The organism is Acidovorax delafieldii 2AN (genome assembly GCF_000175235.1).
Classification (GTDB): Bacteria; Pseudomonadota; Gammaproteobacteria; order Burkholderiales; family Burkholderiaceae_C; genus Acidovorax; species Acidovorax delafieldii_B.
In genome coordinates this window covers 1-22,252 of record NZ_ACQT01000005.1, presented here as the reverse complement: position 1 = coordinate 22,252, position 22,252 = coordinate 1, and the positions used below count along the sequence as shown (strand labels likewise).

20 protein-coding genes, 1 other RNA gene, 1 pseudogene and 1 riboswitch are annotated in these 22,252 nt (G+C 63.7%); of the genes and pseudogenes, 17 read left to right on the top strand and 5 right to left on the bottom strand.

What is annotated here, in order from left to right; translation table 11 throughout:
- The first annotated feature begins 25 nt into the window (after window positions 1–25).
- From ACDELDRAFT_RS01910 to ACDELDRAFT_RS01870, 9 genes are all read left to right on the top strand, one after another.
- A complete protein-coding gene (locus ACDELDRAFT_RS01910; RefSeq protein WP_005793057.1) occupies window positions 26–2,425 on the top strand; it encodes a heavy metal translocating P-type ATPase in 2,400 nt (799 codons plus the stop codon).
- A 34-nt stretch (window positions 2,426–2,459) separates the two neighbouring features.
- The gene (gene ccoS, locus ACDELDRAFT_RS01905; RefSeq protein ID WP_005793056.1) at window positions 2,460–2,597 is read left to right on the top strand and encodes a cbb3-type cytochrome oxidase assembly protein CcoS; all 138 of its coding nucleotides are present in this window, start codon (window positions 2,460–2,462) and stop codon (window positions 2,595–2,597) included.
- 65 nt (window positions 2,598–2,662) lie between these two features.
- Window positions 2,663–4,102, top strand: a complete 1,440-nt coding sequence (gene ccoN / locus ACDELDRAFT_RS01900; RefSeq protein WP_005793055.1) for a cytochrome-c oxidase, cbb3-type subunit I — start codon at window positions 2,663–2,665, stop codon at window positions 4,100–4,102.
- Between the two features lie 17 nt (window positions 4,103–4,119).
- Entirely contained in the window at window positions 4,120–4,752 is a 633-nt protein-coding gene (gene ccoO, locus ACDELDRAFT_RS01895) for a cytochrome-c oxidase, cbb3-type subunit II (RefSeq protein WP_005793054.1), read from the top strand.
- 11 nt (window positions 4,753–4,763) lie between these two features.
- A complete protein-coding gene (locus ACDELDRAFT_RS01890; protein WP_005793052.1) occupies window positions 4,764–4,901 on the top strand; it encodes a cbb3-type cytochrome oxidase subunit 3 in 138 nt (45 codons plus the stop codon).
- Between the two features lie 24 nt (window positions 4,902–4,925).
- Window positions 4,926–5,840, top strand: a complete 915-nt coding sequence (gene ccoP, locus ACDELDRAFT_RS01885) for a cytochrome-c oxidase, cbb3-type subunit III (protein WP_005793051.1) — start codon at window positions 4,926–4,928, stop codon at window positions 5,838–5,840.
- A 71-nt stretch (window positions 5,841–5,911) separates the two neighbouring features.
- Window positions 5,912–7,360, top strand: a complete 1,449-nt coding sequence (gene ccoG / locus ACDELDRAFT_RS01880) for a cytochrome c oxidase accessory protein CcoG (RefSeq protein WP_005793050.1) — start codon at window positions 5,912–5,914, stop codon at window positions 7,358–7,360.
- 66 nt (window positions 7,361–7,426) lie between these two features.
- Complete coding sequence (locus tag ACDELDRAFT_RS01875) at window positions 7,427–7,699, top strand: FixH family protein (protein ID WP_005793049.1); 273 nt, start codon at window positions 7,427–7,429, stop codon at window positions 7,697–7,699.
- A gap of 60 nt (window positions 7,700–7,759) precedes the next feature.
- Window positions 7,760–8,053: a hypothetical protein gene (locus ACDELDRAFT_RS01870; RefSeq protein WP_040327764.1), complete on the top strand. Its 294-nt coding sequence runs from the start codon at window positions 7,760–7,762 to the stop codon at window positions 8,051–8,053.
- 23 nt (window positions 8,054–8,076) lie between these two features.
- On the opposite strand, the gene fnr is transcribed toward ACDELDRAFT_RS01870, so the two are convergent.
- On the bottom strand, window positions 8,077–8,799 hold the full coding sequence (gene fnr / locus ACDELDRAFT_RS01865; protein WP_005793047.1) for a fumarate/nitrate reduction transcriptional regulator Fnr: 723 nt from the start codon (window positions 8,797–8,799) through the stop codon (window positions 8,077–8,079).
- Between the two features lie 189 nt (window positions 8,800–8,988).
- Here fnr and hemN point away from each other — a divergent pair, with 189 nt between their 5' ends.
- The 4 genes and pseudogenes from hemN (at window position 8,989) to ACDELDRAFT_RS01845 (ending at window position 15,027) form a co-directional block, all read left to right on the top strand.
- Window positions 8,989–10,371 carry an oxygen-independent coproporphyrinogen III oxidase gene (gene hemN, locus ACDELDRAFT_RS01860; RefSeq protein WP_005793046.1) on the top strand — a complete coding sequence of 461 codons (1,383 nt, stop codon included), beginning with the start codon at window positions 8,989–8,991 and terminating at the stop codon, window positions 10,369–10,371.
- A gap of 26 nt (window positions 10,372–10,397) precedes the next feature.
- Window positions 10,398–11,128, top strand: a pseudogene (locus tag ACDELDRAFT_RS01855) (sulfite exporter TauE/SafE family protein).
- A 177-nt stretch (window positions 11,129–11,305) separates the two neighbouring features.
- Window positions 11,306–12,589, top strand: coding sequence for an HD-GYP domain-containing protein (locus ACDELDRAFT_RS01850; RefSeq protein WP_040327762.1), 1,284 nt, complete (start codon window positions 11,306–11,308; stop codon window positions 12,587–12,589).
- Window positions 12,589–15,027 carry a sensor domain-containing protein gene (locus ACDELDRAFT_RS01845; protein WP_005793042.1) on the top strand — a complete coding sequence of 813 codons (2,439 nt, stop codon included), beginning with the start codon at window positions 12,589–12,591 and terminating at the stop codon, window positions 15,025–15,027. The genes ACDELDRAFT_RS01850 and ACDELDRAFT_RS01845 overlap by 1 nt, the downstream gene beginning before the upstream one ends.
- Window positions 15,028–15,346: 319 nt before the next feature.
- Here the strand turns inward: ACDELDRAFT_RS01845 and ACDELDRAFT_RS01840 are convergent, their stop codons facing one another.
- The 4 genes from ACDELDRAFT_RS01840 to ACDELDRAFT_RS01830 form a co-directional block, all read right to left on the bottom strand.
- Window positions 15,347–16,162, bottom strand: a complete 816-nt coding sequence (locus ACDELDRAFT_RS01840; RefSeq protein WP_040327774.1) for a sulfite exporter TauE/SafE family protein — start codon at window positions 16,160–16,162, stop codon at window positions 15,347–15,349.
- Window positions 16,163–16,228: 66 nt separating this feature from the next.
- Window positions 16,229–16,408: non-coding RNA, 6S RNA (gene ssrS / locus ACDELDRAFT_RS26255), on the bottom strand.
- 101 nt (window positions 16,409–16,509) lie between these two features.
- Window positions 16,510–16,866, bottom strand: coding sequence for a cell division protein ZapA (locus ACDELDRAFT_RS01835; protein WP_005793040.1), 357 nt, complete (start codon window positions 16,864–16,866; stop codon window positions 16,510–16,512).
- On the bottom strand, window positions 16,863–17,084 hold the full coding sequence (locus tag ACDELDRAFT_RS01830) for a hypothetical protein (protein ID WP_040327759.1): 222 nt from the start codon (window positions 17,082–17,084) through the stop codon (window positions 16,863–16,865). The genes ACDELDRAFT_RS01835 and ACDELDRAFT_RS01830 overlap by 4 nt, the downstream gene beginning before the upstream one ends.
- Window positions 17,085–17,120: 36 nt before the next feature.
- Window positions 17,121–17,356, top strand: a riboswitch (cobalamin riboswitch).
- 81 nt (window positions 17,357–17,437) lie between these two features.
- Between ACDELDRAFT_RS01830 and ACDELDRAFT_RS01825 the strand changes: the two genes are divergently transcribed.
- The 4 genes from ACDELDRAFT_RS01825 to ACDELDRAFT_RS01810 form a co-directional block, all read left to right on the top strand.
- Window positions 17,438–19,336, top strand: coding sequence for a TonB-dependent receptor domain-containing protein (locus ACDELDRAFT_RS01825; RefSeq protein WP_040327757.1), 1,899 nt, complete (start codon window positions 17,438–17,440; stop codon window positions 19,334–19,336).
- A 163-nt stretch (window positions 19,337–19,499) separates the two neighbouring features.
- Window positions 19,500–20,858: a cobyrinate a,c-diamide synthase gene (locus tag ACDELDRAFT_RS01820; RefSeq protein WP_005793037.1), complete on the top strand. Its 1,359-nt coding sequence runs from the start codon at window positions 19,500–19,502 to the stop codon at window positions 20,856–20,858.
- Window positions 20,855–21,454: a bifunctional adenosylcobinamide kinase/adenosylcobinamide-phosphate guanylyltransferase gene (locus ACDELDRAFT_RS01815; protein WP_005793036.1), complete on the top strand. Its 600-nt coding sequence runs from the start codon at window positions 20,855–20,857 to the stop codon at window positions 21,452–21,454. Before ACDELDRAFT_RS01820 ends, ACDELDRAFT_RS01815 begins: the two co-directional genes overlap by 4 nt.
- A 13-nt stretch (window positions 21,455–21,467) precedes the next feature.
- Window positions 21,468–22,252, top strand: a 785-nt coding sequence (locus ACDELDRAFT_RS01810; RefSeq protein ID WP_005793035.1) for an ABC transporter substrate-binding protein, incomplete at its 3' end; no start/stop codon positions are given.

Below are 22,252 nucleotides of genomic sequence, written 5' to 3'. Positions count from 1 at the left end.
CATGCTCCGTCGGTAGGCTCGAACCATGTCCACGAACTCCTCCACTTTGCCAGATATGGCGGCCGATGTGCTGCTGGACGACCCGCAGGAGTGGCCCGCGTTCGGGCGTTTGCGCGGGCCTGCACGGTTGGCGGGCGGGGAGGGCGGGGTGGCGGCGACCACCGGAGAGCGTTCTGAAGACGCTGTGTGGGAGTCGCACGTGGTGCTGGAGGGCATGCACTGCGCCGCCTGCGCTCTGACAATCGAAGATGCCCTGCGAGCGGTTCCCGGCGTGGAACAGGTGGACGTCAGCGCTGCCACGCACCGCGCGCGTGTGGTCTGGCGGCCGAGCCGGATCCGGCCGTCGCAGTGGATGGCCGCAGTGCAAAAAGCGGGCTATCGCGCCCTGCCAGCCATGGATTCGCAGGCCCGGGAGCAGCGCCAGCGCGAAAGCCGGCGGGCGCTCTGGCGCTGGCTGGTAGCGGGTTTTTGCATGATGCAGGTCATGATGTACGCGTGGCCCGCCTATGTGGCCCGGCCGGGCGATCTGTCGGCCGAAATGGAACAACTACTGCGCTGGGCGTCGTGGGTGCTCACGCTGCCGGTGGTGTTCTTTGCCTGTGGACCGTTTTTCACGAGTGCCTGGCAGGACGTCCGCCAGCGCCGCGTCAGCATGGATTTGCCTGTGGCCCTGGGCATGGGCATCACCTTCGTGGTGAGCACGGCGGGCACTTTTGATCCGGCCGGCATCTTTGGGCGCGAGGTCTACTACGACTCGTTGACCATGTTTGTGTTCTTCCTGCTCACCGGCCGCTGGCTTGAGCTGCGGCTGCGCGATCGCACGGCAGGCGCCCTGGAGGCCGTGATGAACCGCCTGCCCGACAGTGTGGAGCGGCGCGGGCCTGACGGCACGTTCACGCGCGTGGTCACGCGGCGGCTGGTCGTGGGGGACACCATCCGCGTGTTGCCGGGCGAGGCGTTCCCTGCCGACGGCTGCATCACGCGCGGCGGCACCCAGGCCGACGAGGCCCTGCTCACGGGCGAATCCACCCCCGTGGCGCGGCCGCTGGGAAGCCTGGTGACGGCGGGTAGTTACAACCTGCAGTCTGCGGTCGAGGTCCGCGTGCAGGGGGTAGGAGGGCAGACCCGTTTCGCGCAGATCCTGGCCCTGATGGAGAACGCGGCGCTGCAAAAGCCGCGCTTGGCCCAATTGGCAGACCGCATCGCGCGCCCTTTTCTGGTCGCCGTGTTGCTGGCGGCGGGCTTGGCCGTGGCGTGGTGGTGGCCGTCCGATCCGGGCCATGCGCTGATGGTGGCCGTGGCGGTGCTCATCGTCACCTGCCCCTGCGCACTTTCCCTGGCTACGCCGGTGGCGATGCTGACCGCCGCGGGCACCCTGGCGCGCCATGGCGTGCTGGTGCGCAATCTTCAGGGGCTGGAAGCCCTTGCCGCCGTGGACACGCTGGTGTTCGACAAGACCGGAACGCTTACGCGCGATGGCATGGCCGTGCAGACTGTGCACTGCGCGCCGGGACAGGAAAGAGCCGAGGCGTTGCAACTGGCGGCGGCCTTGGCCCGGCAGTCCATGCACCCCGCGTCCCGCGCCATCGTGGCGGCTGCGCCGCCAATTGCGCAAGGCGGCCGATGGAACGCTGTCAACCTCGAGGAAGATGCGGGCATGGGTCTGACCGCCGAGATCGTCGATGCCACGGGGGCGCACCCAACGCGCCTGCTGCGGCTGGGCTCCGCGCGCCATGCGGGTGTGGCCCTGCAGGATGGCGGCGATGCGTTGCAGGTCGTGCTCTCGGAGCAAGAGGGCGATGGCCGCTTCCGCGAGCTAGCACGCTTTGACATGATCGAAGACGTGCGCCCCGAAGCGCCCGTCGTGGTGCATGCCTTGCAGCATGCAGGCGTTGCAGTGCAGATCCTTTCGGGAGATCGGTTTGCCGCTGTGCGGCGTGTGGCGAGGCAGGCCGGGGTCGCCCGGGCGCAAGGCGAGTGCACGCCGCAGGACAAGCTGACCGCGCTGCAGAGACTGCAGGCGCAGGGGCACCACGTGGCCATGGTGGGCGACGGCCTCAATGACGGGCCCGTGCTTGCGGGGGCCGACGTGTCATTTGCCTTTGGCCGCTCGGTGCCGCTGGCGCAGTCCCGCGCTGATTTCGTGGTTCTGGGCGGCAGCCTGTCGCTGGTTCTCCAAACCGTCGTGCTGGCGCGCCGAACCCTGCGCGTGGTGAGGCAAAATCTATGGTGGGCTGCTGGCTACAACGCGCTGTGCGTTCCGCTCGCGCTGGTGGGCTGGATGCCGGCCTGGCTGGCAGGGTTGGGCATGGCGCTCAGTTCGCTGCTGGTGGTGCTCAATGCCGCTCGCTTGTCCCGCGCGCTCCCGGGCGTGGAGGTGTCGGGATTCGGCATTTCAACGCCCGTGGAGGCCCAGCCCGCATGACTATTGTTTTCCAATCTTCCCCTGGCCTTGTCTGATGGACATTCTCTATCTGTTGATTCCCTTGTCCGTCATTTTGGTCCTCATGGTGCTGGCAGGCCTGTGGTGGGCGATCTATCACGGGCAGTTCGACAGCGTGGAACAGGAGGGGGAGCGCATTCTCCGGGACGATTGACATGCATCAAATGTTGAATAACCCTACTTGAATTAAGCTATTCCTGCAATAAAACGAGGTGCCCGATGGATTCTCCAAAAACAGTGACTGCGCACTACAGCGATACGGTTGTGCGCCAGTTCTCTATCATGGCCGTGGTATGGGGGGTGGTTGGCATGCTGGTAGGCGTATTCATCGCCGCCCAGCTTGCCTGGCCCGAACTCAATTTCGGTATTCCCTGGCTCAGCTACGGGCGCTTGCGTCCGCTGCACACCAACGCAGTGATCTTTGCGTTCGGCGGATGCGGGCTGTTCGCCACCAGCTATTACGTGGTGCAGCGCACCTGCCAGACACGCCTGTTCGCCCCATCCTTGGCGGCGTTCACGTTCTGGGCCTGGCAAATCGTCATTGTGGCTGCGGCTATCAGCCTTCCACTGGGCTACACCCAGGGTAAGGAATATGCCGAGCTGGAATGGCCGATCGACATTTTGATTGCCGTGACCTGGGTGTCGTATGCCATCGTGTTTTTTGGCACGGTGGGTACGCGCAAGGTCAAGCACATCTATGTCGCCAACTGGTTCTTCGGTGCCTTCATTCTGGCGGTGGCTCTGCTGCACATCGTCAACAGTGCGGCCATTCCCGCTGGTTTCATGAAGAGCTACTCGGCCTACGCGGGCGTTCAGGATGCCATGGTGCAGTGGTGGTATGGCCACAATGCCGTGGGCTTCTTCCTGACGACGGGCTTCCTGGGCATGATGTATTACTTCATTCCCAAGCAGGCAGGCCGTCCGGTGTACAGCTACCGCCTGTCCATCGTTCACTTCTGGGCACTGATTTTCACGTACATGTGGGCGGGCCCTCACCATCTGCACTACACAGCGCTCCCCGACTGGACCCAATCGGTGGGTATGGTGTTCTCGCTGATTCTGCTGGCTCCCAGCTGGGGCGGCATGATCAACGGCATCATGACGCTGTCGGGTGCATGGCACAAGCTGCGTGACGACCCCATCCTGCGCTTCCTGATCGTGTCACTGTCGTTCTACGGCATGTCCACCTTCGAAGGCCCGATGATGTCCATCAAGACCGTCAACGCCCTGAGCCACTACACCGACTGGACCATTGGTCACGTGCACTCTGGTGCCCTGGGTTGGGTGGGTCTGATCACCATGGGTTCGCTGTACTACCTGGTTCCACGCCTGTTTGGCCGTGAAAAGATGCATTCGATCAAGGCAATCGAGTTGCATTTCTGGATGGCCACCATCGGCATTGTTCTGTACATCGCTGCCATGTGGATTGCCGGCGTGATGCAGGGCCTGATGTGGCGTGCCATCAACCCGGATGGCACCTTGACCTACACCTTCGTTGAAAGCGTGAAGGCGACCTATCCGTTCTATGTCATCCGTGTCGCCGGTGGCCTGCTATACCTGGGCGGCATGATCGTCATGGCCTGGAACGTCTGGGCAACCGCTATTTCGGGTCGTTCGGTCAAGGTGGCCATTCCGGCCGTCAACGCTGCCCACGCCTGAACCCGAAGGAGCACATTATGTCCAACAACAATCAAACTGCTTCTGCCGGCTTCACCCACGAAAAAGTGGAAACCAGCAACTTCCTGATGATCGTGCTGATTCTGCTGGTGATCGCCATCGGTGGCTTGACCGAGATCGTGCCTCTGTTCTTCCAGAAGTCCACGACGGAGGCCGTCACGGGTGTCAAGCCGTACTCGGCGCTTCAGCTGATGGGGCGCGACGTCTACATTCGCGAGGGTTGCTACAACTGCCACTCCCAAATGATTCGCCCCTTCCGCGCCGAGACGCTGCGCTACGGCCACTATTCCGTGGCAGGCGAGTTCGTGTACGACCATCCCTTCCAGTGGGGTTCCAAGCGCACTGGGCCCGATTTGCAGCGTGTGGGCGGCAAGTACAGCGACGAATGGCATCGCATCCACCTGAACAACCCCCGCGACGTGGTGCCCGAGTCCAACATGCCAGCCTACCCCTGGCTTGAGAAGAACGCTATTGACCCTGCCGACGTTGCTCCGCGCATGAAGGCATTGCGCACGGTGGGCGTGCCGTACACGGACGAGCAGATCGCTGGGTCCGCCGCGGAAGTCAAGGGCAAGACCGAGATCGATGCGCTGGTAGCCTATCTGCAAGTCATGGGCCGCGCGCTCAAGTAAGGAGAACCGCAATGGACATCACTACCATGCGCATCTTTGCGACGCTGGCCTCCATGGCCTGCTTTGTCGGCATCTGGGTCTGGGCCTACATGGGCCGCAACCAGGCGCGCTTCGAAGAGGCGGCGCAGCTGCCCTTCCAGCAAGAATGATCTCCACCAGAAAGAGAACACCCCATGAGTGACTTCACCAGCAATTTCTGGTCGATCTATGTGACCGCGCTGACCATCGTCGGCATCATCGCCTGTCTGCTTCTGCTGTGGATCACGGCGCGCAAGAAAGTCGTAGCGACCAGCGACAACACCACAGGCCACGTCTGGGACGAGGACCTGACGGAAATGAACAACCCCATGCCACGGTGGTGGATGTGGCTGTTTGTCATCACCATCGTGTTTGGTTTCGGCTACCTGGCCGCGTACCCCGGCCTGGGCAAATTCACTGGCAAGCTGGGCTGGACCCAGAAGGGTGAGTACGACGCCGAGATGGCGAAGGCGAAGACCGAACTCGAGCCACTGTACGCCCGGTTTGCCAGCATGAAGCCGGAAGACGTGGCACGCGACCCTCAGGCCATGGCCATCGGTGACCGCTTGTTCATGAACAATTGCGCGCAGTGCCACGGCTCCGACGCCCGTGGCAGCAAGGGGTTCCCGAACCTAGCCGACGGTGACTGGTTGCACGGTGGCAGCCCCGAGAAGATTCGCGAAACGCTGACGCTGGGCCGCATCGGCAACATGCCTCCGATGGCTGCTGCGGTGGGTACGCCCGAAGACGTCCGCAATCTGGCGCACTATGTGTTGAGCCTGTCCGGCAGCCCGCACGATTCGCTTCGCGCTTCGCTCGGCAAGCCGAAATTCATGGCCTGCGCAGCTTGCCACGGCATGGACGGCAAGGGCAATCAGGCCCTGGGTGCCCCTAACCTGACAGATGACATCTGGCTCCATGGTTGGGGCGAGGCAGCCATCACCGCCATGATAAATAATGGCAAGGTGAACCAGATGCCTGCGCAGGCCGAGAAACTGACCGAAGCGCAGATTGGGGTGCTGGCGGCCTATGTTTGGGGCTTGTCGAACAAGCCAACCGCCGCCAAGTGACAGTGAGCAACCCCGCCTTTGCGGCGGGAGTTGCTCTGTAGTTTTTGTGTTTCTGCCTTCATAGCTCCACCATGACATCATCCGACAGGTCGCCGCGCAAGGTCATACCCATTGCGGCAGCCGCACCCGAGCCATCGGCCGAGGGTGAGATAGTCTCCCTCTACGAAGCGCAACGGAAGATTTACCCCCGCTCCATCAGCGGGTTTTTTGCCCGCTGGCGTTGGGCGATGGTGTTTCTTACGCAGCTCGTTTTCTACGGTTTGCCGTGGCTGGAGTGGGGGCAGCGCCAGATGGTGCTGTTCGATCTGGGGGCTCGCCGCTTCTACATTTTCGGTCTGGTCCTCTATCCGCAGGACTTCATCTATCTCACGGGGCTGCTGATCATATCGGCCTTGTCGTTGTTTCTGTTCACGGCTGTGGCAGGGCGTCTTTGGTGCGGTTTTGCCTGTCCGCAGACGGTCTATACCGAGATCTTCATGTGGATCGAGCACAAGATCGAAGGTGACCGTAGTGCGCGCTTGCGCTTGGACAACAGCCCTTGGACTTTCGAGAAGGTCCGCAAAAAATTCCTGAAGCAATTCGTCTGGATTGCTGTATCGCTGTGGACCGGTTTTACTTTTGTGGGCTACTTCGTGCCGATCCGCGAACTCGGCGGGGAGCTTTTGGCCCTGCAGGGTGGATGGCAGATATTCTGGGTGCTGTTCTATGGCTTTGCTACTTATGGCAATGCCGGCTTTATGCGCGAGCAGGTCTGCAAGTACATGTGTCCCTATGCGCGCTTTCAAAGCGCCATGTTCGACCGGGACACCCTCATTGTCAGCTATGACCCCGAGCGCGGCGAGCCCCGCGGGCCGCGGACCAAGGCCGTTGACTACAAGGCTAAGGGCCTGGGCGATTGCATCGATTGCACCTTGTGCGTGCAGGTTTGCCCCGTGGGTATCGACATCCGCAAGGGACTGCAATACGAGTGCATCGGTTGCGGCCTCTGCGTAGATGCGTGCAACACTGTCATGGACAAGATGCATTATCCGCGGGGGCTGATCCGGTATTCCACGCAGAACGGCGTGTTGAACCGGTGGAGCCAGTCGCAGATATTGCGCCATGTTCTGCGCCCACGGGTGCTCATCTATACCACTGTGCTGGTGGCCCTGTGTGTGGGCATGCTCGTCAGCCTGACTATGCGCACCCCCCTCAAAGTGGACATCGTGCGCGACCGTGCTGCGTTGTCCCGCATTGTGGCCGGTGGAAAGCTGGAAAACGTCTACCGGCTCCAGATCATGAATGCGACAGAAGCCGCTCAGCGTTACCGCATCACTGCCAACGGATTGCAAGGGCTCGAGGTCGTGTCTGAAGAGCAGGAAGTGGAGATTGGTGCAGCCGAGTCGCGTTGGGTGTCGGTGCGCTTGCATATTCCGTATGGCTCTGCGTCTTCAGGATCCCATACCATTCACTTCGAGATTTCGGGGGGTGAAGGCGGAGGCAAGGTGAGCGAGAAGTCCATCTTCCTCGTGCCCCGCTGACGGCTTTGTCTCTTGAGCACGTCCTTGCGTTTTGTGGTCCACTTGCCTCTAGCTACAGGAGTTTTCATGTCATCCATGTCCGCAGCTGTTTCTGAATCCAAGCCGTGGTGGCAATTTGGCCACGTCTGGCTTGTGATTGCCGGACCCGTGATCGTGATCATCGCTGGGTTTGTGACTTTGTGGCTGGCGGTCAGTCGGCCAGACCCGGTGATCACGGAAGACTATTACCGCGAGGGGATTGAGATCAACCAGACCCTGGCAAACTCGGAAAAGAGCCGTGCCCCGGCCCTCAAGGCGCGCAATCATGCGGCAACGCCTGCCGAGGACCAACCACGCTGAGTTTTGCATTGCGAAGTCATCACACACTGCCCTTTTCTGCAACACCCTAGAAAGCAAGAGATGTCGATGCAACGCCTGATGTGGATTGCCTGGCCTGCCTTTTTAGTTGCTGGCGTTCTGGAAATGCTGATCTTCGCCATGGTGGATCCCCAGGATCTGCACTGGTTCGGCCAGCCCGTGGCGCTGTCTCGTGAAGGGGTTTATACCTTGGCTTTCTTTGTTTTCTGGGGCGTCACCATGGTGGCCAGCGCGTTGACGACACTGCTGTCCATGTCGCCTTTCGAACTCAATCGTTGCCCGGTTCCGACCGACGCAAGGCCAGACGACTGCCGCAAGATTTCACCGTGCCCATGAGGGCAGGGCGGTGGCGCGAAGCCTCAATGGCAGGCTTGTTGGTTGTTGACGATGCGCCGCAGTGCCTCGGTGTCAAGGATCCGGACATGGCGCTGCTTCACCTCCACGATGCCGTCTTCGACAAACTTCGAGAAGGTGCGGCTTACGGTTTCCAACTTGAGACCCAGGTAACTGCCGATTTCTTCCCGTGTCATTCTCAGCACCAATTCGGATTGCGAAAAACCGCGGGCATGCAGGCGTTGCACCAGGTTAAGAAGAAATGCGGCCAGACGCTCCTCGGCGCGCATGCTTCCCAGCAGAAGCATGACCCCATGTTCGCGCACGATTTCGCGGCTCATGATCTTGTGGACATGGTGCTGCAGAGCATTCACTTCACGGGAGAGCTCTTCGATGCGGTCGAAGGGCATGACGCACACCTCGGCATCTTCCAGGGCCACGGCGTCACAAGTGTGGTGGTCGTTGACGATGCCGTCGAGGCCAATGATTTCCCCTGCCATCTGGAAGCCCGTCACCTGATCGCGCCCGTCCTCGGTCGCAACGCAGGTCTTGAAAAAACCAGTGCGAATGGCGTAAAGAGATGTAAATGATTCGCCGTTGCGGAACAGGGTGCCCCCCCGCTTGACCTTTCGGCGTACGGCCACGACTTCGTCGATACGCTGCAGCTGCTGTTCGCTCAGACCTACGGGCATGCACAGCTCACGCAGGTTGCAGTTGGAACAGGCGACTTTGATGGTTTGCGGATTCATGGACACTGGAGCTTGGTTGGGCCGGGATAATGAGCTTCTGGCTGTTGAGTTACGAAGACCCTGCGCGGCGGCTGCACGGCTGACATGAATCAAATTGTCGCCGGTACGCCCCTTTGCTTGCTTGATTTAGGTCAAGGACGCAGGGTCAAGGGTACGGCACAGTAACGTTGCACGCAAGGATATTTTCCCATGAACGCTGTTTCCCCAGAACTTCTGCGCCGTTTTGACGTGCCAGGGCCCCGCTACACGTCCTATCCCACTGCCGATCGGTTTGTAGAAGCCTTCGGACAAGAGGATTATGTGCTGGCGCTGTCTCAGAGGCGGCTTGGAACCGCGGCCACGGCGCTGCCACTGTCCCTGTATGTCCATATCCCTTTTTGTGAGTCGCTTTGCTACTACTGCGCTTGCAACAAGATCATCACTAAACACCACGATCGCGCTGACGTCTACCTGCGTTATCTCAGTCGTGAGATCGACCTGCACACCGCCCACTGCGGTACGGGGCAGACCGTCAGCCAGTTGCACTTGGGTGGCGGCACTCCCACTTTTCTTTCGGACGACGGGTTGCGCCAATTGATGGCCATGCTCCGGCGCAGCTTCACGTTTGCGCCTGGAGGGGAATATTCGATCGAAGTGGACCCCCGCACGGTCAGTGCGGAGCGGCTTGCGGTGCTTGCAGAATTGGGTTTCAACCGCCTGAGTTTCGGCGTGCAGGACTTTGATGCCGAAGTGCAGAAGGCCGTGCACCGCATTCAGCCTGCCGAGCAGGTGTTTGCGTTGGTGGAGGCCGCGCGCTCGCTGGGGTTCGAGTCGGTCAACGTAGACCTGATTTATGGATTGCCGCGCCAAACCCCCGAGTCATTTGATCGTACCTTGGCGCAGGTTGTGCAGCTTCGTCCTGACCGGATCGCTTTGTACGCCTACGCGCATTTGCCTGATCGCTTCAAGCCGCAACGCCGGATCATTTCGACCGAACTGCCCACCGCGTCCTCGAAGGTGACCATGCTGTCGCGTTCGCTTGAAACCTTTATCGATGCCGGCTACGTCTACGTGGGAATGGACCATTTTGCGTTGCCCACGGATGCATTGGCTGTGGCCAAGCGGCAAGGTCGCCTTCATCGCAATTTCCAGGGCTATAGTACCCAGCCAGATTGCGATTTGATTGGTCTCGGGGTGTCGGCCATCGGTCGCGTGGGGGCCACCTACAGCCAGAACGCGAAGTCGCTTGAAGAGTATTACGACCATCTGGACCAGGGGCGCCTGCCCGTGGTGCGCGGCTTGGCGCTTAACCGCGACGATCTTGTGCGCCGCGCGGTTATCATGGCGCTCATGTGCCAGGGCGAGTTGCTGTTTGAACCCCTTGACCAAGCATGGCTCATCGACTTTCGGAAGTACTTCGCCCCCGAACTCGAGCAGATGGAAACCATGGCCGAGCAAGGGCTGGTAGTGCTGAGTGCGGAAGGCGTGAAGGTTACGTCCATGGGGTGGTTTTTCGTGCGAGGAATTGCCATGGTGTTCGATCGCTACCTGCAGGCTGACCGCAACCGGGCTCGCTTCTCCCGCATCATTTGAACGAGCCCACCGGACTTCCCGTTTCCATGCTTGCGCCGCTGACCTTCGCTGCCTTGCTCATGGGGCTTGCCGGCGGCCCCCATTGCTTGGCCATGTGCTCAGCGCCCTGCGGCGCGCTGGTGGGGGCTGCAAACTCACCGCCGGGTGAAGGTGGAAATGAGGTTTCCCGCACCGTGCAGTGGTTGCCCCGAGGCAGCATGCTTCGGAGATTGCTGGCGTTCCACGGCGGACGTCTGGCGGGCTATGCCGCTGCAGGGGCTGTTGCCGCGCTGGCCATGGACAGCCTGGCGTGGCTGACGCAGCAAACCGCGGCTTTGAGCCCGGCATGGACTCTGATGCACGTCGCGGTCATGGCTTGGGGCTTGATGATGATAGTCCAGGCGCGCCAGCCGGTGTGGGTGGAGCAGGCAGGGCGTGCGGCGTGGCGCCGGGTACAGCCTCTGGTGCGTGCGCCCGGTGGCCTGATGGTGGGGGGGTGCTTTGGGCGTTGATGCCTTGCGGTTTGCTGTATTCGGCGCTGCTGGTGGCAGCGCTGAGCGGTGGGCCCTTGCAGGGCGCACTCACCATGGCGCTGTTTGGCGTGGGTAGCGGTGTGTGGCTGGTGAGTGCCCCCTGGCTCTGGGGAAAGCTGCGCGCACACCTCAACGCCGCACGCGCGCGGTGGGGCACCCGCCTCGCGGGGGGCTTGCTCGTCGGTGTTGCCGGATGGGCGCTGTGGATGGACCTGATTTACAAGCCTTCGTTGTGGTGTCGGTAGCCACGGCGCGATAGTTGCCGGTCTACCCGCCCGGCTGGTCCGGCTGGGGTAGTCTTTTGAACAGGTGTTGCCGCGCCGCCGCACAGTTGGTTTGGTGACGGTGCCTTGGCTTCCCACCGGGTGATAATTGCTGTAACCAATGGTGGCAACCATGTCACCGTGTTTCACCGGCTTTCCGTGAACTCTTCCGTCCTCATCGATCCTGGCCAGCTTCGCATCGGCATGTACGTTCAGCTCGACATTGGCTGGATGCACCATCCTTTTCCCGTCAGCAGCTTTCGGATCGTGTCCGCAGACCAGATCGCAACGCTGCGTGGACTGGGGCTGACCCAAGTCCGGTACTTTCCCAAGAAAAGCGATCCCATCCCGGACGAGGGCGATACGCCCACGGAAGCCGAAGCGATGCCTCCAGAGCCTGCGCCCTCCCTGGTTGAGGCACCGGCGACTTTGCTCGCCGCGCAGCGCCGTGACCATCTGCGCGTCCAGAACCACGTCTTGGCAGTGTGCAACCAGCGGTTCGGAGAGGCTACGCTGCAATACAAGTCTCTCGAGCGCGCGGTGGCTGGGCAGCCCGCGCAGGCTCGGCACCATGGCGAGGCCCTGGTGGCCGGATGCCTCAGGGACCTGCTGCACAACGGCGACTCCGTGATCCGCCTGCTGTCGGAGGGCGTTGGCGAGGCAAGTGCGTTGCACCCTGTCAATGTGATGGTGGTCAGTCTGCTGTTGGGCCGGGCGCTTGGAATGAAAGGGCCTGAACTGCATGAGCTGGGCATGGCCGCGCTATTGCACGATCTGGGCAAGCTCAGCATTCCGGCAGGTTTGGCCCAGCCTGCGCCCAGCCTGACGCCTGCCGAGCGTGAACGCTATGAGTCACACGTAGGGCACTCGGTGGCCCTGGCGCAACACATGGATTTGTCAGAGGCGGTGTTGATTGCCATTGCGCAGCACCACGAAATGGTGGACGGCAGCGGCTTTCCATTGCACCTCGTGGGCGAGGACATGCGGCGCGCAGGAAAAATTCTGGCGCTGGTGAACCACTACGACCGCATGTGCAACCCGGTCGGGGGCACGGAGGCATTGACGCCGCACGAGGCGCTGTCGGTGATTTTTGCCCAGCTCAAGGCGCGTTTCGATTCTGTGGTGCTGGGTGCATTCATCCGCATGATGGGGGTGTATCCCCCTGGATCCGTGGTACAGCTCGTCAACGACCGCTATGCCATCGTGGTGTCGGTCAATTCGTCGAGGCCGCTGCGGCCCAAGGTGATCGTTCATGACTCCCGGGTGCCCAAGGACGAGGCGCCCATCCTCGACCTGGAAACCGTCCCTGAGCTTGGCATTCGGCGCAGCCTCAAGCCTTCCCAGTTGCCGCGCGACGCGCTCGATTACCTTTCGCCGCGCAAGCGCATCTGCTATTTCTTTGAGCGGGCCGTGGATCCGGGCCCTGACGAGGCGCAAGCGTGATGCAGCCACCACCCCAGTCCTGGCTGGACGGCCTGCTGGAGGCGGTGTGGCTGGTGGACGGAAAAAACCTGTGCATTCTGCAGGCGAACCGCGCGGCAGAGCGCTTGGCCGGCATGCCTTGCGGCCTCATGGTAGGCCAGCCCGTGACGCTTCTGGCCGCAACTCCTCAGGACCACGCCTTCTGGGCCGAGCCCGCTGCAGTCGTGGCGCAGGGCATCCGCTCACACACCCATGTGCTGCGTGCCGATGGTTTCTTGGTGCCGGTGGACCGGAGCGTCGCCAGAGTGGAACTTGCTGGTGGACACGCTGCACTCCTGCTGACGATGCTCGACCGCAGCCGGCAAGAGGCCACCGAGCAGGAGCTTGAAACCTTGCTCTGCGAGTTGCGGGCCACGCTTGACTCTGCCGCCGATGGAATGCTTGTGTGCGGACTGGATGGGCGTGTGCGGGCGTTCAATCAACGTCTGGCGCAGATTTGGGGAATCCCGCGCGACCTGCTAGTGCAGCGCAACGACGCAGCCGTGCATGATCACCTTGCAGCCCAGGTGCTGGATGGCAAGGGTTACCGTGACCGCCTTGCTGCCCTTGAGCGAGAACCGTTGCTGGAGAGCACCGACATCCTCGAATTGCGCGGCGGTGTAACGCTTGAGCGCCGCGTTGTGCCCCAACTGCACCAGGGGCGCCCCGTGGGGCGCGTGTATTCCTTTCGCGACATCACCCGACAGGCTGAAGTGCAGGCCAGCTTGCGCTTGGCGGCGCAGGTTTTCGACTCCAGCCTTGACGCGATTTTCATCGCAGACAGCCAGCACCATCTGATGCGCATGAACCCTGGCTGTGAGCGCCTGGTGGGGCCTTCTGCAGCGGCTTTTCTGGGGTGTCTGGCCGCTTCCCTGTTTGGCGGTGGCTCGGATGCCTCTTTCATGGAACAGGTGCAGGCAGGATGGGACCGCGAGGGTTTCTGGGAGGGCGAGCTCTGGCTGCCTCGCGAGGGCGGCGCCTACTGCGCCGTGCACCTTTCGTGGGTGGCGCTACGGGACGACGAAGGGCGGCTGATTCAGAGCATTGGTTTCATGCGCGATCTCACGTTGCAGCATGCGGCGCAGAAGCGCATTGAGGAACTCGCCTACAGTGACGTGCTCACTGGCCTGCCCAACCGGCTGCTGCTGACCCAACGGGTGGACACGGCCATTCAGGGCGCCCGAGCCACCGACACGGGTTTCGCGATCCTTTTTCTGGACCTCGACCGGTTCAAGATCATCAATGATTCGCTGGGCCATCCCTTCGGCGACCGGGTGCTGCAATTGGTCGCGGAGCGGCTGCAGGCGTGCCTGCGCCAGACCGACATGCTGTGCCGCCTGGGCGGCGATGAGTTCGTCATTTACCTGCACGGTGCCGATGCGGTGGTCGCCGAGAGTGTGGCCCGGCGGATTCTCGACGACATGCTGCGGCCCTTCCTGCTCGACGGCATGGGCTTTTCCATCCAGTGCAGCATCGGCATGGCGCTGTACCCGCAGGACGGAGAGGGCCTTGACGATCTGATCAAGCAGGCTGATACGGCCATGTACCGCGTCAAGGAGCGCGGGCGCGGCAGCTACGGCTTCTACCAGCCGCAGATGAATGCCAATCTGCTGATGCGAATGAGGCTGGAACACGCCATGCGTCAGGCGCTGGGTGAGCAACGCATGGCCGTGCACTACCAGCCACAGGTCAACCTTGTCACGGGAAGGATCGTAGGTGCCGAAGCCCTGATCCGCTGGACCGATCCTGAATTCGGAGCCGTGCCTCCGGCACAATTCGTTCCGCTGGCCGAGGAGTCTGGCTACATCGTCACACTGGGCGCGTGGGTCATGGAGCAGTCCGTGCGCGAAGCCGCTCGCTGGATGCACGAGGGCATGCCCATTGTGGTGTCCGTCAATGTGTCCGCGCTTGAATTTCGCCAGGCCGATTTTGTCGAGCGCCTCACGCGCCTGCTGGCAGTACACCACTTACCCCCCACATTGCTGGAGCTGGAGCTGACGGAAACCATTTTGCTGCAGGACGCCCAGGAAATGGAGCAACGGTTGCGGGCCCTGGCTGACCTGGGGGTGCATCTGGCGATCGACGATTTCGGCACGGGCTATTCCAGCCTCGCATACCTCAAAAAGCTGCCGATCCACAAGCTCAAGATCGACCAGTCATTCATCCGTGGCTTGCCGGAAGACGAGGGTGACCGCGCCATCGTCGGCGCCATCATCAGCATGGGCCGCGCTCTGCACATCGAAGTGGTGGCCGAAGGGGTTGAAACCACCACCCAGCGCGCTGTTCTGCAGCAGATGGAATGCCAGCACTTCCAGGGATTCCTCTGTGCGCCAGGGCTTCCTGGGGCGGAGTTCAGGCAATTGCTGGGCAAGTCGGTTCGCGGCCAGGCGCCGTTCCCGTCGCTTGCGCCAGCCAGCTGATTGGCGGCTGCTTCAGCGCCACTGCGGACAACGGCAAAAAGCCTGTGGAGGCCAGCAACCTCCGTGCAAGGAGCCGCGGTGCGGGGGGGCAGGGCGCGGCGGGCCTGGAGGGGGATCGCCAAGGCTGAGCAGGCGTGTTTCGGGCGGCGGGGCTGGCGTTGCGGAAACCATCAACGCCACAGGGCAAGGGCGTTGCAACTCCGAGTTCATTTCGCCAGTACGCGAGGCGCTTGCGCTACCTTGGGAGGCTCCCGCCGAGGATTACGGTAGGAGTCTTTGAGAGGCATCGCAGCACGGCTTGGCCGTGCTGCAAGGGCCATCAGAGCGCCGCGACGCCCTTCCAGAGCATGTACGCCGCCAGACCGAACAGCAGGCTGGCAAATATGCGCTTGAGTTGCTTCACGGGCAACTGGTGCGCCGCACGTGCTCCCAGCGGGGCCGTGAGGACGCTGCATGTGGCGATCACAGCCAGCGCGGGCAGCCAGATGTAGCCGAACGATGCGGGCGGCAAGTCTGCCACCGACTGGCCGCCGATGGCGTAGCCCACGACGTTGGCCAGCGCAATCGGAAATCCCAGCGCGGCGCTGGTGGCCACGGCGTTATGGATGGCCACGTTGCACCAGGTCATGAAGGGCACGCTCACGAACCCGCCGCCTGCGCCCACCAAACCTGACAAGAAGCCGATCACCCCGCCTGCCGTCAACTGCCCGGCCGTGCCCGGCATCTGGCGGGAGGGCGCGGGCTTCTTGTCCAGGAACATCTGCGTTGCGGAAAAGCTCACGAAGAGTCCGAAGAATATGGCCAGGAATGCCCCTTTCAGCAGCGCAAAGACCCCCAGGCTTGCCACCAGTCCACCGGCCACGATGCCGGGCGCAAGCCGCCGGACGATGTCCCAGCGCACCGCCCCTCGCCGATGGTGGGCGCGGACGCTGGAAATGGAGGTGAACATGATGGTGGCCATCGAAGTGGCGATGGCCATCTTGACGGCAAGGCCCGGCCCGACCTTTTGGAGCCCAAGGATGTAGGTCAGGAATGGCACCAGCAGCATGCCGCCGCCGATGCCAAGCAGGCCTGCCAGGAAACCCGTAGCCAGACCGAGAATTCCGAGTTCAACGATCAGAAGGGGTTCGAGCATCATGAAAAGGAATTCGCCAAGCAGGTGCGCCGCTTGGGAGAGGGAGATCCCAAGGGATTGGAAAGGAAGGTGTCTGCAAATGCCACCGGACCGTCATCCTGAACCGGGGGTTCAGGTGGGCGAGGGCAGCCAGGCGTTGGGTTCATCTGACGCGAGATGATCACGCTCACCAGGCGATGTACCAAGCCCGTGCTCAATGAGCATTGGTTCAAGGAAATATAAAGCCCGGCAGCACCGCAGACGTCTCCATTGTAGGCGTAGCAAATGCCTTGTGCCGGTGCTGCGCCATGTAATAGCTGTGCGAAAGATGGGTCTTTGCCTGCCGCCAGGACGCTGCATAAGGCGCCTCAGAGCAGCCTGCCGTCGTCGCCCAGGACTTCGTCCAGGCGCTGCACCAGCGTCTGCAGGCGCCGGGCATCGAGGTTTTCGCCTGGCGTGCCCTCTGCCGCGCTTGCTGCGGGCGGGGCTGTCGGTGGAACGGGTGGTGCTGCCGGTGCGGTGGCGTCGCGGTCGGCAATGTCAAACGCCAGGTTGAGGGCTGCCAGTACGGCGATGCGCTCGCGCGAGCGCACCTTGCCAGCGTCGCGGATGCGCGTCATCGCCGTGTCCACGCGCTCCACGGCTTCCAGCAGCCGCGATTCATGCCCCTCGGGGCAGGACAGCAGATAGCTTTGCTGCAGGATCTGCACCTCGATTTGCTTCATTCGACGTCCTTGGGGGAGGGGGCAGTGGGCAGGCGTTCCAGCAGTGCGTCCACCCGGGCGCGCGCGGCGCTGAGCCGTGACTTGAGCGAGTCGCGCTCCTGGGTGAGCGCTGCCACCTGATTGGCCAGCAGGGCGTTGGTGCGTTGGAGTTCTGCGTGGCGCAAGAGCAACCGCTCAACGCGCTCGGCGATCTGGTCGGTGGTGGAGGGTGCGTCCATACAGCCCGCCATTGTAGAGCTCGGCATCTGAAACGGCCGTAAAATGCCCCTGTTGGTGCTCGCGGTGTGGTTCACATGCCGCAGTTCAACGGGAAGCAGGGAGGTTTCGCCAAACATGGTGAACCCAGCCTGCGCTGCCCCCGCAACGGTCAGCGGACGAGTCATCCGACTCTCTCTCCAATCACACGCCACTGGGTGCCTTGAACAAGCCCTGGGAAGGCATTGGAGGGCGTTCCGCCAGCCCGGATACCGGCCAACATGGTGGCACCGCACGCCTGCTGAAGGCGCGCGGTGCCGTATCTCCCACATGCTGGCGGGGAAGCCGGCGCGGGTTGTTTGAAGACGTTGATCCCATGAAATTCCGTACCCCTCGTGTGCGCCGTATGGCGCCGCTGTGCCTGCGCCCTTGCGCGCTGGCTGTCCTGTCCGTTCTGGCCGTGCCGCTGGCCCATGCCCAGGATGTCCAGGCACCCGTGCTGCTGGCGCAGAACGCACGCATGCCATCGCTGCACGACACGGTGGTGACCGCCACCCGCACCGAGCAGCCGCTGTCCGATCTGGTGGCCGACGTGTCCATCGTGGACCGCGAAACCATCGAGGCGAGCGGAGCCACGGGGCTGGCCGACGTGCTGGCCCGCATTCCGGGCATCGAGATCACCCGCAACGGTGGCGTGGGCAATGCCAGCAGCGTCTTTTTGCGGGGTGCCGAATCGCGCTTCACCGCCGTCTACATCGATGGCGTGCGCATCGATTCGCAATCCACCGGCGGCGCGCAATGGGAGCAGATTCCGCTGTCGCAGATCGACCGCATTGAAGTGCTGCGCGGCCCGGCCGCTGCGGTGTATGGCTCGGATGCCATCGGGGGCGTGGTGCAGCTGTTCACCCGCAAGGGCGAAGGCCCCGCACGGCCTTACGTGGGCGTGGGTGTGGGCAGCCAGGGCACCCGCAAGATCGAGGCGGGCGTGAGCGGCGCGGCCGGGCTGGGTGGGGCGTTCGATTATTCGCTGGGCCTTGCGCGCGAAATCAGCGATGGCTTCGACGTCAAGACCAGCGGCGTGCACAACCCCGACCGCGATGGCTACCGCAGCACCTCGGGCAATGCCCGGCTGGGTTTGCGCATCAATGCCCAGCATCGCCTGGATGCCACGCTGCTGGCCAGCCGCATGAATTCGGGTTACGACAATTTCTCGTACAACGCGGCCCAGCCCGCCGATGACCGCAACCTGAACCGCCTGCGCACGGCGGGCCTCACCTGGACGGCGCAATGGTCCGATGCGTACAGCACGCGCGTGTCGGTCACCGATTCGGCCAACCGCTACGAAACCACGCCATCGCCTTACCTCACCGAAACCAGGCTGCGCGGCTACCTCTGGCAGAACGATTTCCGCTGGGGCGTCCACCGCTTCAGCGCCGCCCTGGAGCGCCGCGAAGACGATCTGCAGAACAACCCCATCGACCGCGGCCGCTCGCAGGATGCGCTGGCGCTGGGCTACGGCCTGAACACGGGGCGCCACACCGTGCAGGTCAATGTGCGCCATGACTCCGACAGCGAATTCGGTGGCAAGGACACGGGCAGCGCGTCATACGGCTATGCCTTTGCGCCGAACTGGCGTGCCACCGCATCGGTGGGCACGGCGTTCCGCGCGCCCACCCTGTACCACCGGTTCAGTGAGTACGGCGTGGCCACGCTGCAGCCCGAGACCAGCCACAACGCCGAGCTGGGCGTGCGCTACGCGCAGGAGCGCAGCAGTTTCTCGGTGGTGGCCTACCGCAACCGGGTCTCGAACCTGATCTCGTTCGTGGGCGCAGGCACCTGTGCATCCTCCTTCGGCTGCTATGCGAACACGGCCCGCGCGAAGTACGAGGGTGTAACGCTGGCTGGCTCGTACCACCTGTCGGGCGTGCAGCTGCATGGCTCGCTCGACCTGCAAAACCCGCGTGACCTCGACACCGGCAAGCAACTGGCCCGCCGTGCCAAACGCCATGCCACCCTGGGCGCCGACACGCGCATTGCCAACTGGACGGTGGGCGCCGAGGTGCAGGCTTCGGGGCGTCGCTTCGACACCGTGGCCAACACCAATGTGCTGGGCGGCTATGCGCTGTTCAATTTGTACGCCAGCACCCGTATCGCCCGCGACTACACCCTGCTGGCCCGGGTCGACAACCTGGCCGACAAGGACTACCAGCTGGCCCGCGGCTATGCCACGCCCGGCCGCACGCTGTATGTCGGCGTGAAGTGGGCGCCACTGTGAGTCCCACCCTCTGTGGCGCTTCGCGCCTCTCTTCTTCTCCCATGTCTCGCGTGGGGGAGGGGGCACTGCCTGTGCGGAGGGGCGGCCCTGGCGATGTGGCCTGGGCCCGGCGCAGGCTGTGCTCTGGTGATGCAGGCGCTCTCCAGTGCCAAGGGGTGGTGCGATGACCCGCTGCCCGGCGCTGCTGATCGCGGCCCCGGCGTCTGGCCAGGGAAAGACCACCGTCACAGCAGCCCTTGCGCGGCTGTACACGCGCAGGGGGCTGAAGGTGCGCGTCTTCAAGTGCGGGCCGGATTTTCTCGACCCCCACTGGCACCATCTGGCCAGCGGTGCGCCGGTGCACCAGCTCGACCTGTGGATGAACGGCGAGGCCGACTGTGCCCAGCGCCTGCATGCGGCCGCGCAAGAGGCCGACCTTCTTCTGATCGAGGGCGTGATGGGCTTGTTCGACGGCGATCCCAGCGCCGCCGACCTGGCCCAGCGCTTCGGCGTGCCGGTGCTGGCGGTGGTCGATGCGTCCGCCATGGCGGGCACCTTTGGTGCACTGGCGTTTGGCTTGCAGCATTACCGCCCGGGCCTGCCCTGGGCGGGTGTGCTGGCCAATCGCGTGGGCAGCGCGCGCCACGCCGACATGCTGCGCTCGGGCCTGCGTGCGCCCGGCGACTGGCTGGGCGCGCTGATGCGGGTCACCACCGGTGCTGAAGCAGGTACCGCCAGGGTCCCCGGGGCCCTGCTGCCCGAGCGGCACCTGGGCCTGGTGGCGGCGCACGAGCTGGCCGACAGCCAGCAGCGCCTAGATGTCGCCGCCGACGCGCTGGAAGGCACGCCGCTGGGCCAGATGACGGCGCCTGACCTGCAGCGCTGGGCGGTGGATTTTCCCCTGCCCGCACACACGGCGGTCGTGCCCACCTTGCTCGAAGGCCGCACGGTGGCCGTGGGGCGTGATGCAGCGTTCTGCTTCATCTACGACGCCAACGTCCAGTTGCTCGAACAGATGGGCGCACGCGTGGTGTTCTTTTCGCCCCTGCGCGACACCGCCCTGCCTGCCTGCGATGCCGTGTGGCTGCCCGGCGGCTACCCGGAGCTGCACACCGTGCAGATCGCGGCCAACACCGGCATGCAGGCCAGCCTGCGCGCCCATGTGGCGGCAGGCAAAGCCCTGTGGGCCGAGTGCGGCGGCATGATGGCGCTGATGGAATCCATCACGCTGGCCGACGGCAGCACGGTGCCGCTGTGGGGGCTGCTGCCCGGCCGGGTGACCATGCAAAGGCGATTGGCTGCGCTCGGGCCGCAGCAGGTCGCCGTGGCGGGGCAGACCCTGCGCGGCCATACGTTCCACTACTCAACCAGCGACTGCAGCGCACCCGTGGTGGCCCGCACGGCCCGGCCCGGCGAAGCCGCCGAACCGGGCACTGGCGAGGCGCTGTACGGGCAGGGCAGCCTGCACGCCAGCTACTTCCATGCGTGGTTCCCTTCCAGTCCCACCGCCACGGCCCATCTGCTGGGCGGAGCGGGTGCATGAGCACGTCGCGTTCGCCCATCACCACCGAACTCATTCTGGGTGGGCAGAAAAGCGGCAAGTCGCGCCGCGCCGAACTGCTCGCGCGCGACTGGCTGGCACAGGCCGGCGACCACCGCGCGCTGCTGATTGCCACGGGCGAAGCATGGGACGACGAGATGCGCGAGCGCATCGCCCGGCACCAGCGCGACCGGGCCCAACGTGTGCCCGGCCTGCGCACCATCGAAGAGCCGCGCGACCTGGCCGCTGCCATCGCGCGGCACAGCGCGGCGCACACCCTTGTGGTGGTGGACTGCCTCACGCTGTGGCTCACCCACTGGACGATGCCCGTGGGTGCCGAAGGCATGAATTTTGAGCAAAAACAGGCTCTTGCGCTTGACTGGCAAGCGCAAGCAGCTATGTTTTTGGAAGCGGTTCGGAAATCCCCCGGGCCCGTTGTTCTGGTGGGCAACGAAATCGGCCTGGGGGTCATCCCGATGGGGCGCGAGGTGCGCGCCTTTGTGGACGCCCTGGGCACACTCAACCAGCAGGTCGCACAGCTGTGCCCCCGCGTCACCCTGATGGCAGCCGGGCTGCCACTGGCGCTGAAGCAACCCTGAAAGAATCCCGTCGATGAAACCTACCCCCGTGCGCCGCATCCTGTGGGTGATCGCCATCCTTGTCGCGCTGTGCGCGCTGATGGCGGGCCTGGCCCAGGCGCAAACATCGGCCCATACACCGGGTCAGCCGGCTCAGGCCATCCAGCTCACCGACGACCGGGGCCGTACCGTCACCCTGCCGCGCCCGCCCCAGCGCATCGTGAGCCTGCTGCCATCGCTCACCGAAACCATCTGCGCGCTGGACCAGTGCCACCGCATGGTGGGGGTGGACCGCTACTCCAACTGGCCCGAGGCCGTCACGCGGCTGCCCCAGGTGGGTGGCGGGCTCGATCCAAACATCGAAGCCATCGTGGCCCTGCGCCCGGATGTGGTGGTCATGGCCACCTCGTCGCGTGCGTCGGCCCGGCTGGAGGCGCTGGGCCTGACCGTGGTGGCGCTCGAACCCAAGAGCCATGCGGACGTGCAGCGCGTGATGGGCAAGCTGGGCCAGTTGCTGGCCGTGCCCGACGCGCAGCGCGTGTGGCGCCACATCGATGCGGCGGTCGAGGCCGCGGCGCAGTCGGTGCCAACCGCCTCCCGCGGCGCGCGCGTGTACTTCGAGGTGAACCGCGGGCCGTATGGCGCGGGCCCCTCGTCCTTCATTGGCGAAACCCTCACGCGCCTGGGTGCCCGCAACATCCTGCCGGCAACGCTCGGGCCTTTTCCCAAGCTCAACCCTGAATTCGTGGTGCGGGCCGACCCCGACCTGGTCATGATCAGCGCGCGCAGCATCGAGGGGCTGGCCGAGCGCCCGGGCTG

Excerpts from the sequence above, each read along its gene's own strand:
- ACDELDRAFT_RS01910 (WP_005793057.1), top strand. The coding sequence starts at position 26 with ATGTCCACGAACTCCTCCACTTTGCCAGATATGGCGGCCGATGTGCTG.
- ACDELDRAFT_RS01840 (WP_040327774.1), bottom strand. The coding sequence starts at position 16,162 with ATGCTCGAACCCCTTCTGATCGTTGAACTCGGAATTCTCGGTCTGGCT.
- ccoO (WP_005793054.1), top strand. The coding sequence starts at position 4,120 with ATGTCCAACAACAATCAAACTGCTTCTGCCGGCTTCACCCACGAAAAA.
- hemN (WP_005793046.1), top strand. The coding sequence starts at position 8,989 with ATGAACGCTGTTTCCCCAGAACTTCTGCGCCGTTTTGACGTGCCAGGG.
- ccoN (WP_005793055.1), top strand. The coding sequence starts at position 2,663 with ATGGATTCTCCAAAAACAGTGACTGCGCACTACAGCGATACGGTTGTG.
- fnr (WP_005793047.1), bottom strand. The coding sequence starts at position 8,799 with ATGAATCCGCAAACCATCAAAGTCGCCTGTTCCAACTGCAACCTGCGT.
- ACDELDRAFT_RS01875 (WP_005793049.1), top strand. The coding sequence starts at position 7,427 with ATGTCATCCATGTCCGCAGCTGTTTCTGAATCCAAGCCGTGGTGGCAA.
- ACDELDRAFT_RS01830 (WP_040327759.1), bottom strand. The coding sequence starts at position 17,084 with ATGGACGCACCCTCCACCACCGACCAGATCGCCGAGCGCGTTGAGCGG.
- ACDELDRAFT_RS01890 (WP_005793052.1), top strand. The coding sequence starts at position 4,764 with ATGGACATCACTACCATGCGCATCTTTGCGACGCTGGCCTCCATGGCC.
- ccoG (WP_005793050.1), top strand. The coding sequence starts at position 5,912 with ATGACATCATCCGACAGGTCGCCGCGCAAGGTCATACCCATTGCGGCA.
- ACDELDRAFT_RS01845 (WP_005793042.1), top strand. The coding sequence starts at position 12,589 with ATGCAGCCACCACCCCAGTCCTGGCTGGACGGCCTGCTGGAGGCGGTG.
- ACDELDRAFT_RS01870 (WP_040327764.1), top strand. The coding sequence starts at position 7,760 with ATGTCGATGCAACGCCTGATGTGGATTGCCTGGCCTGCCTTTTTAGTT.
- ACDELDRAFT_RS01835 (WP_005793040.1), bottom strand. The coding sequence starts at position 16,866 with ATGAAGCAAATCGAGGTGCAGATCCTGCAGCAAAGCTATCTGCTGTCC.
- ccoP (WP_005793051.1), top strand. The coding sequence starts at position 4,926 with ATGAGTGACTTCACCAGCAATTTCTGGTCGATCTATGTGACCGCGCTG.
- ACDELDRAFT_RS01820 (WP_005793037.1), top strand. The coding sequence starts at position 19,500 with ATGACCCGCTGCCCGGCGCTGCTGATCGCGGCCCCGGCGTCTGGCCAG.
- ccoS (WP_005793056.1), top strand. The coding sequence starts at position 2,460 with ATGGACATTCTCTATCTGTTGATTCCCTTGTCCGTCATTTTGGTCCTC.
- ACDELDRAFT_RS01815 (WP_005793036.1), top strand. The coding sequence starts at position 20,855 with ATGAGCACGTCGCGTTCGCCCATCACCACCGAACTCATTCTGGGTGGG.
- ACDELDRAFT_RS01825 (WP_040327757.1), top strand. The coding sequence starts at position 17,438 with ATGAAATTCCGTACCCCTCGTGTGCGCCGTATGGCGCCGCTGTGCCTG.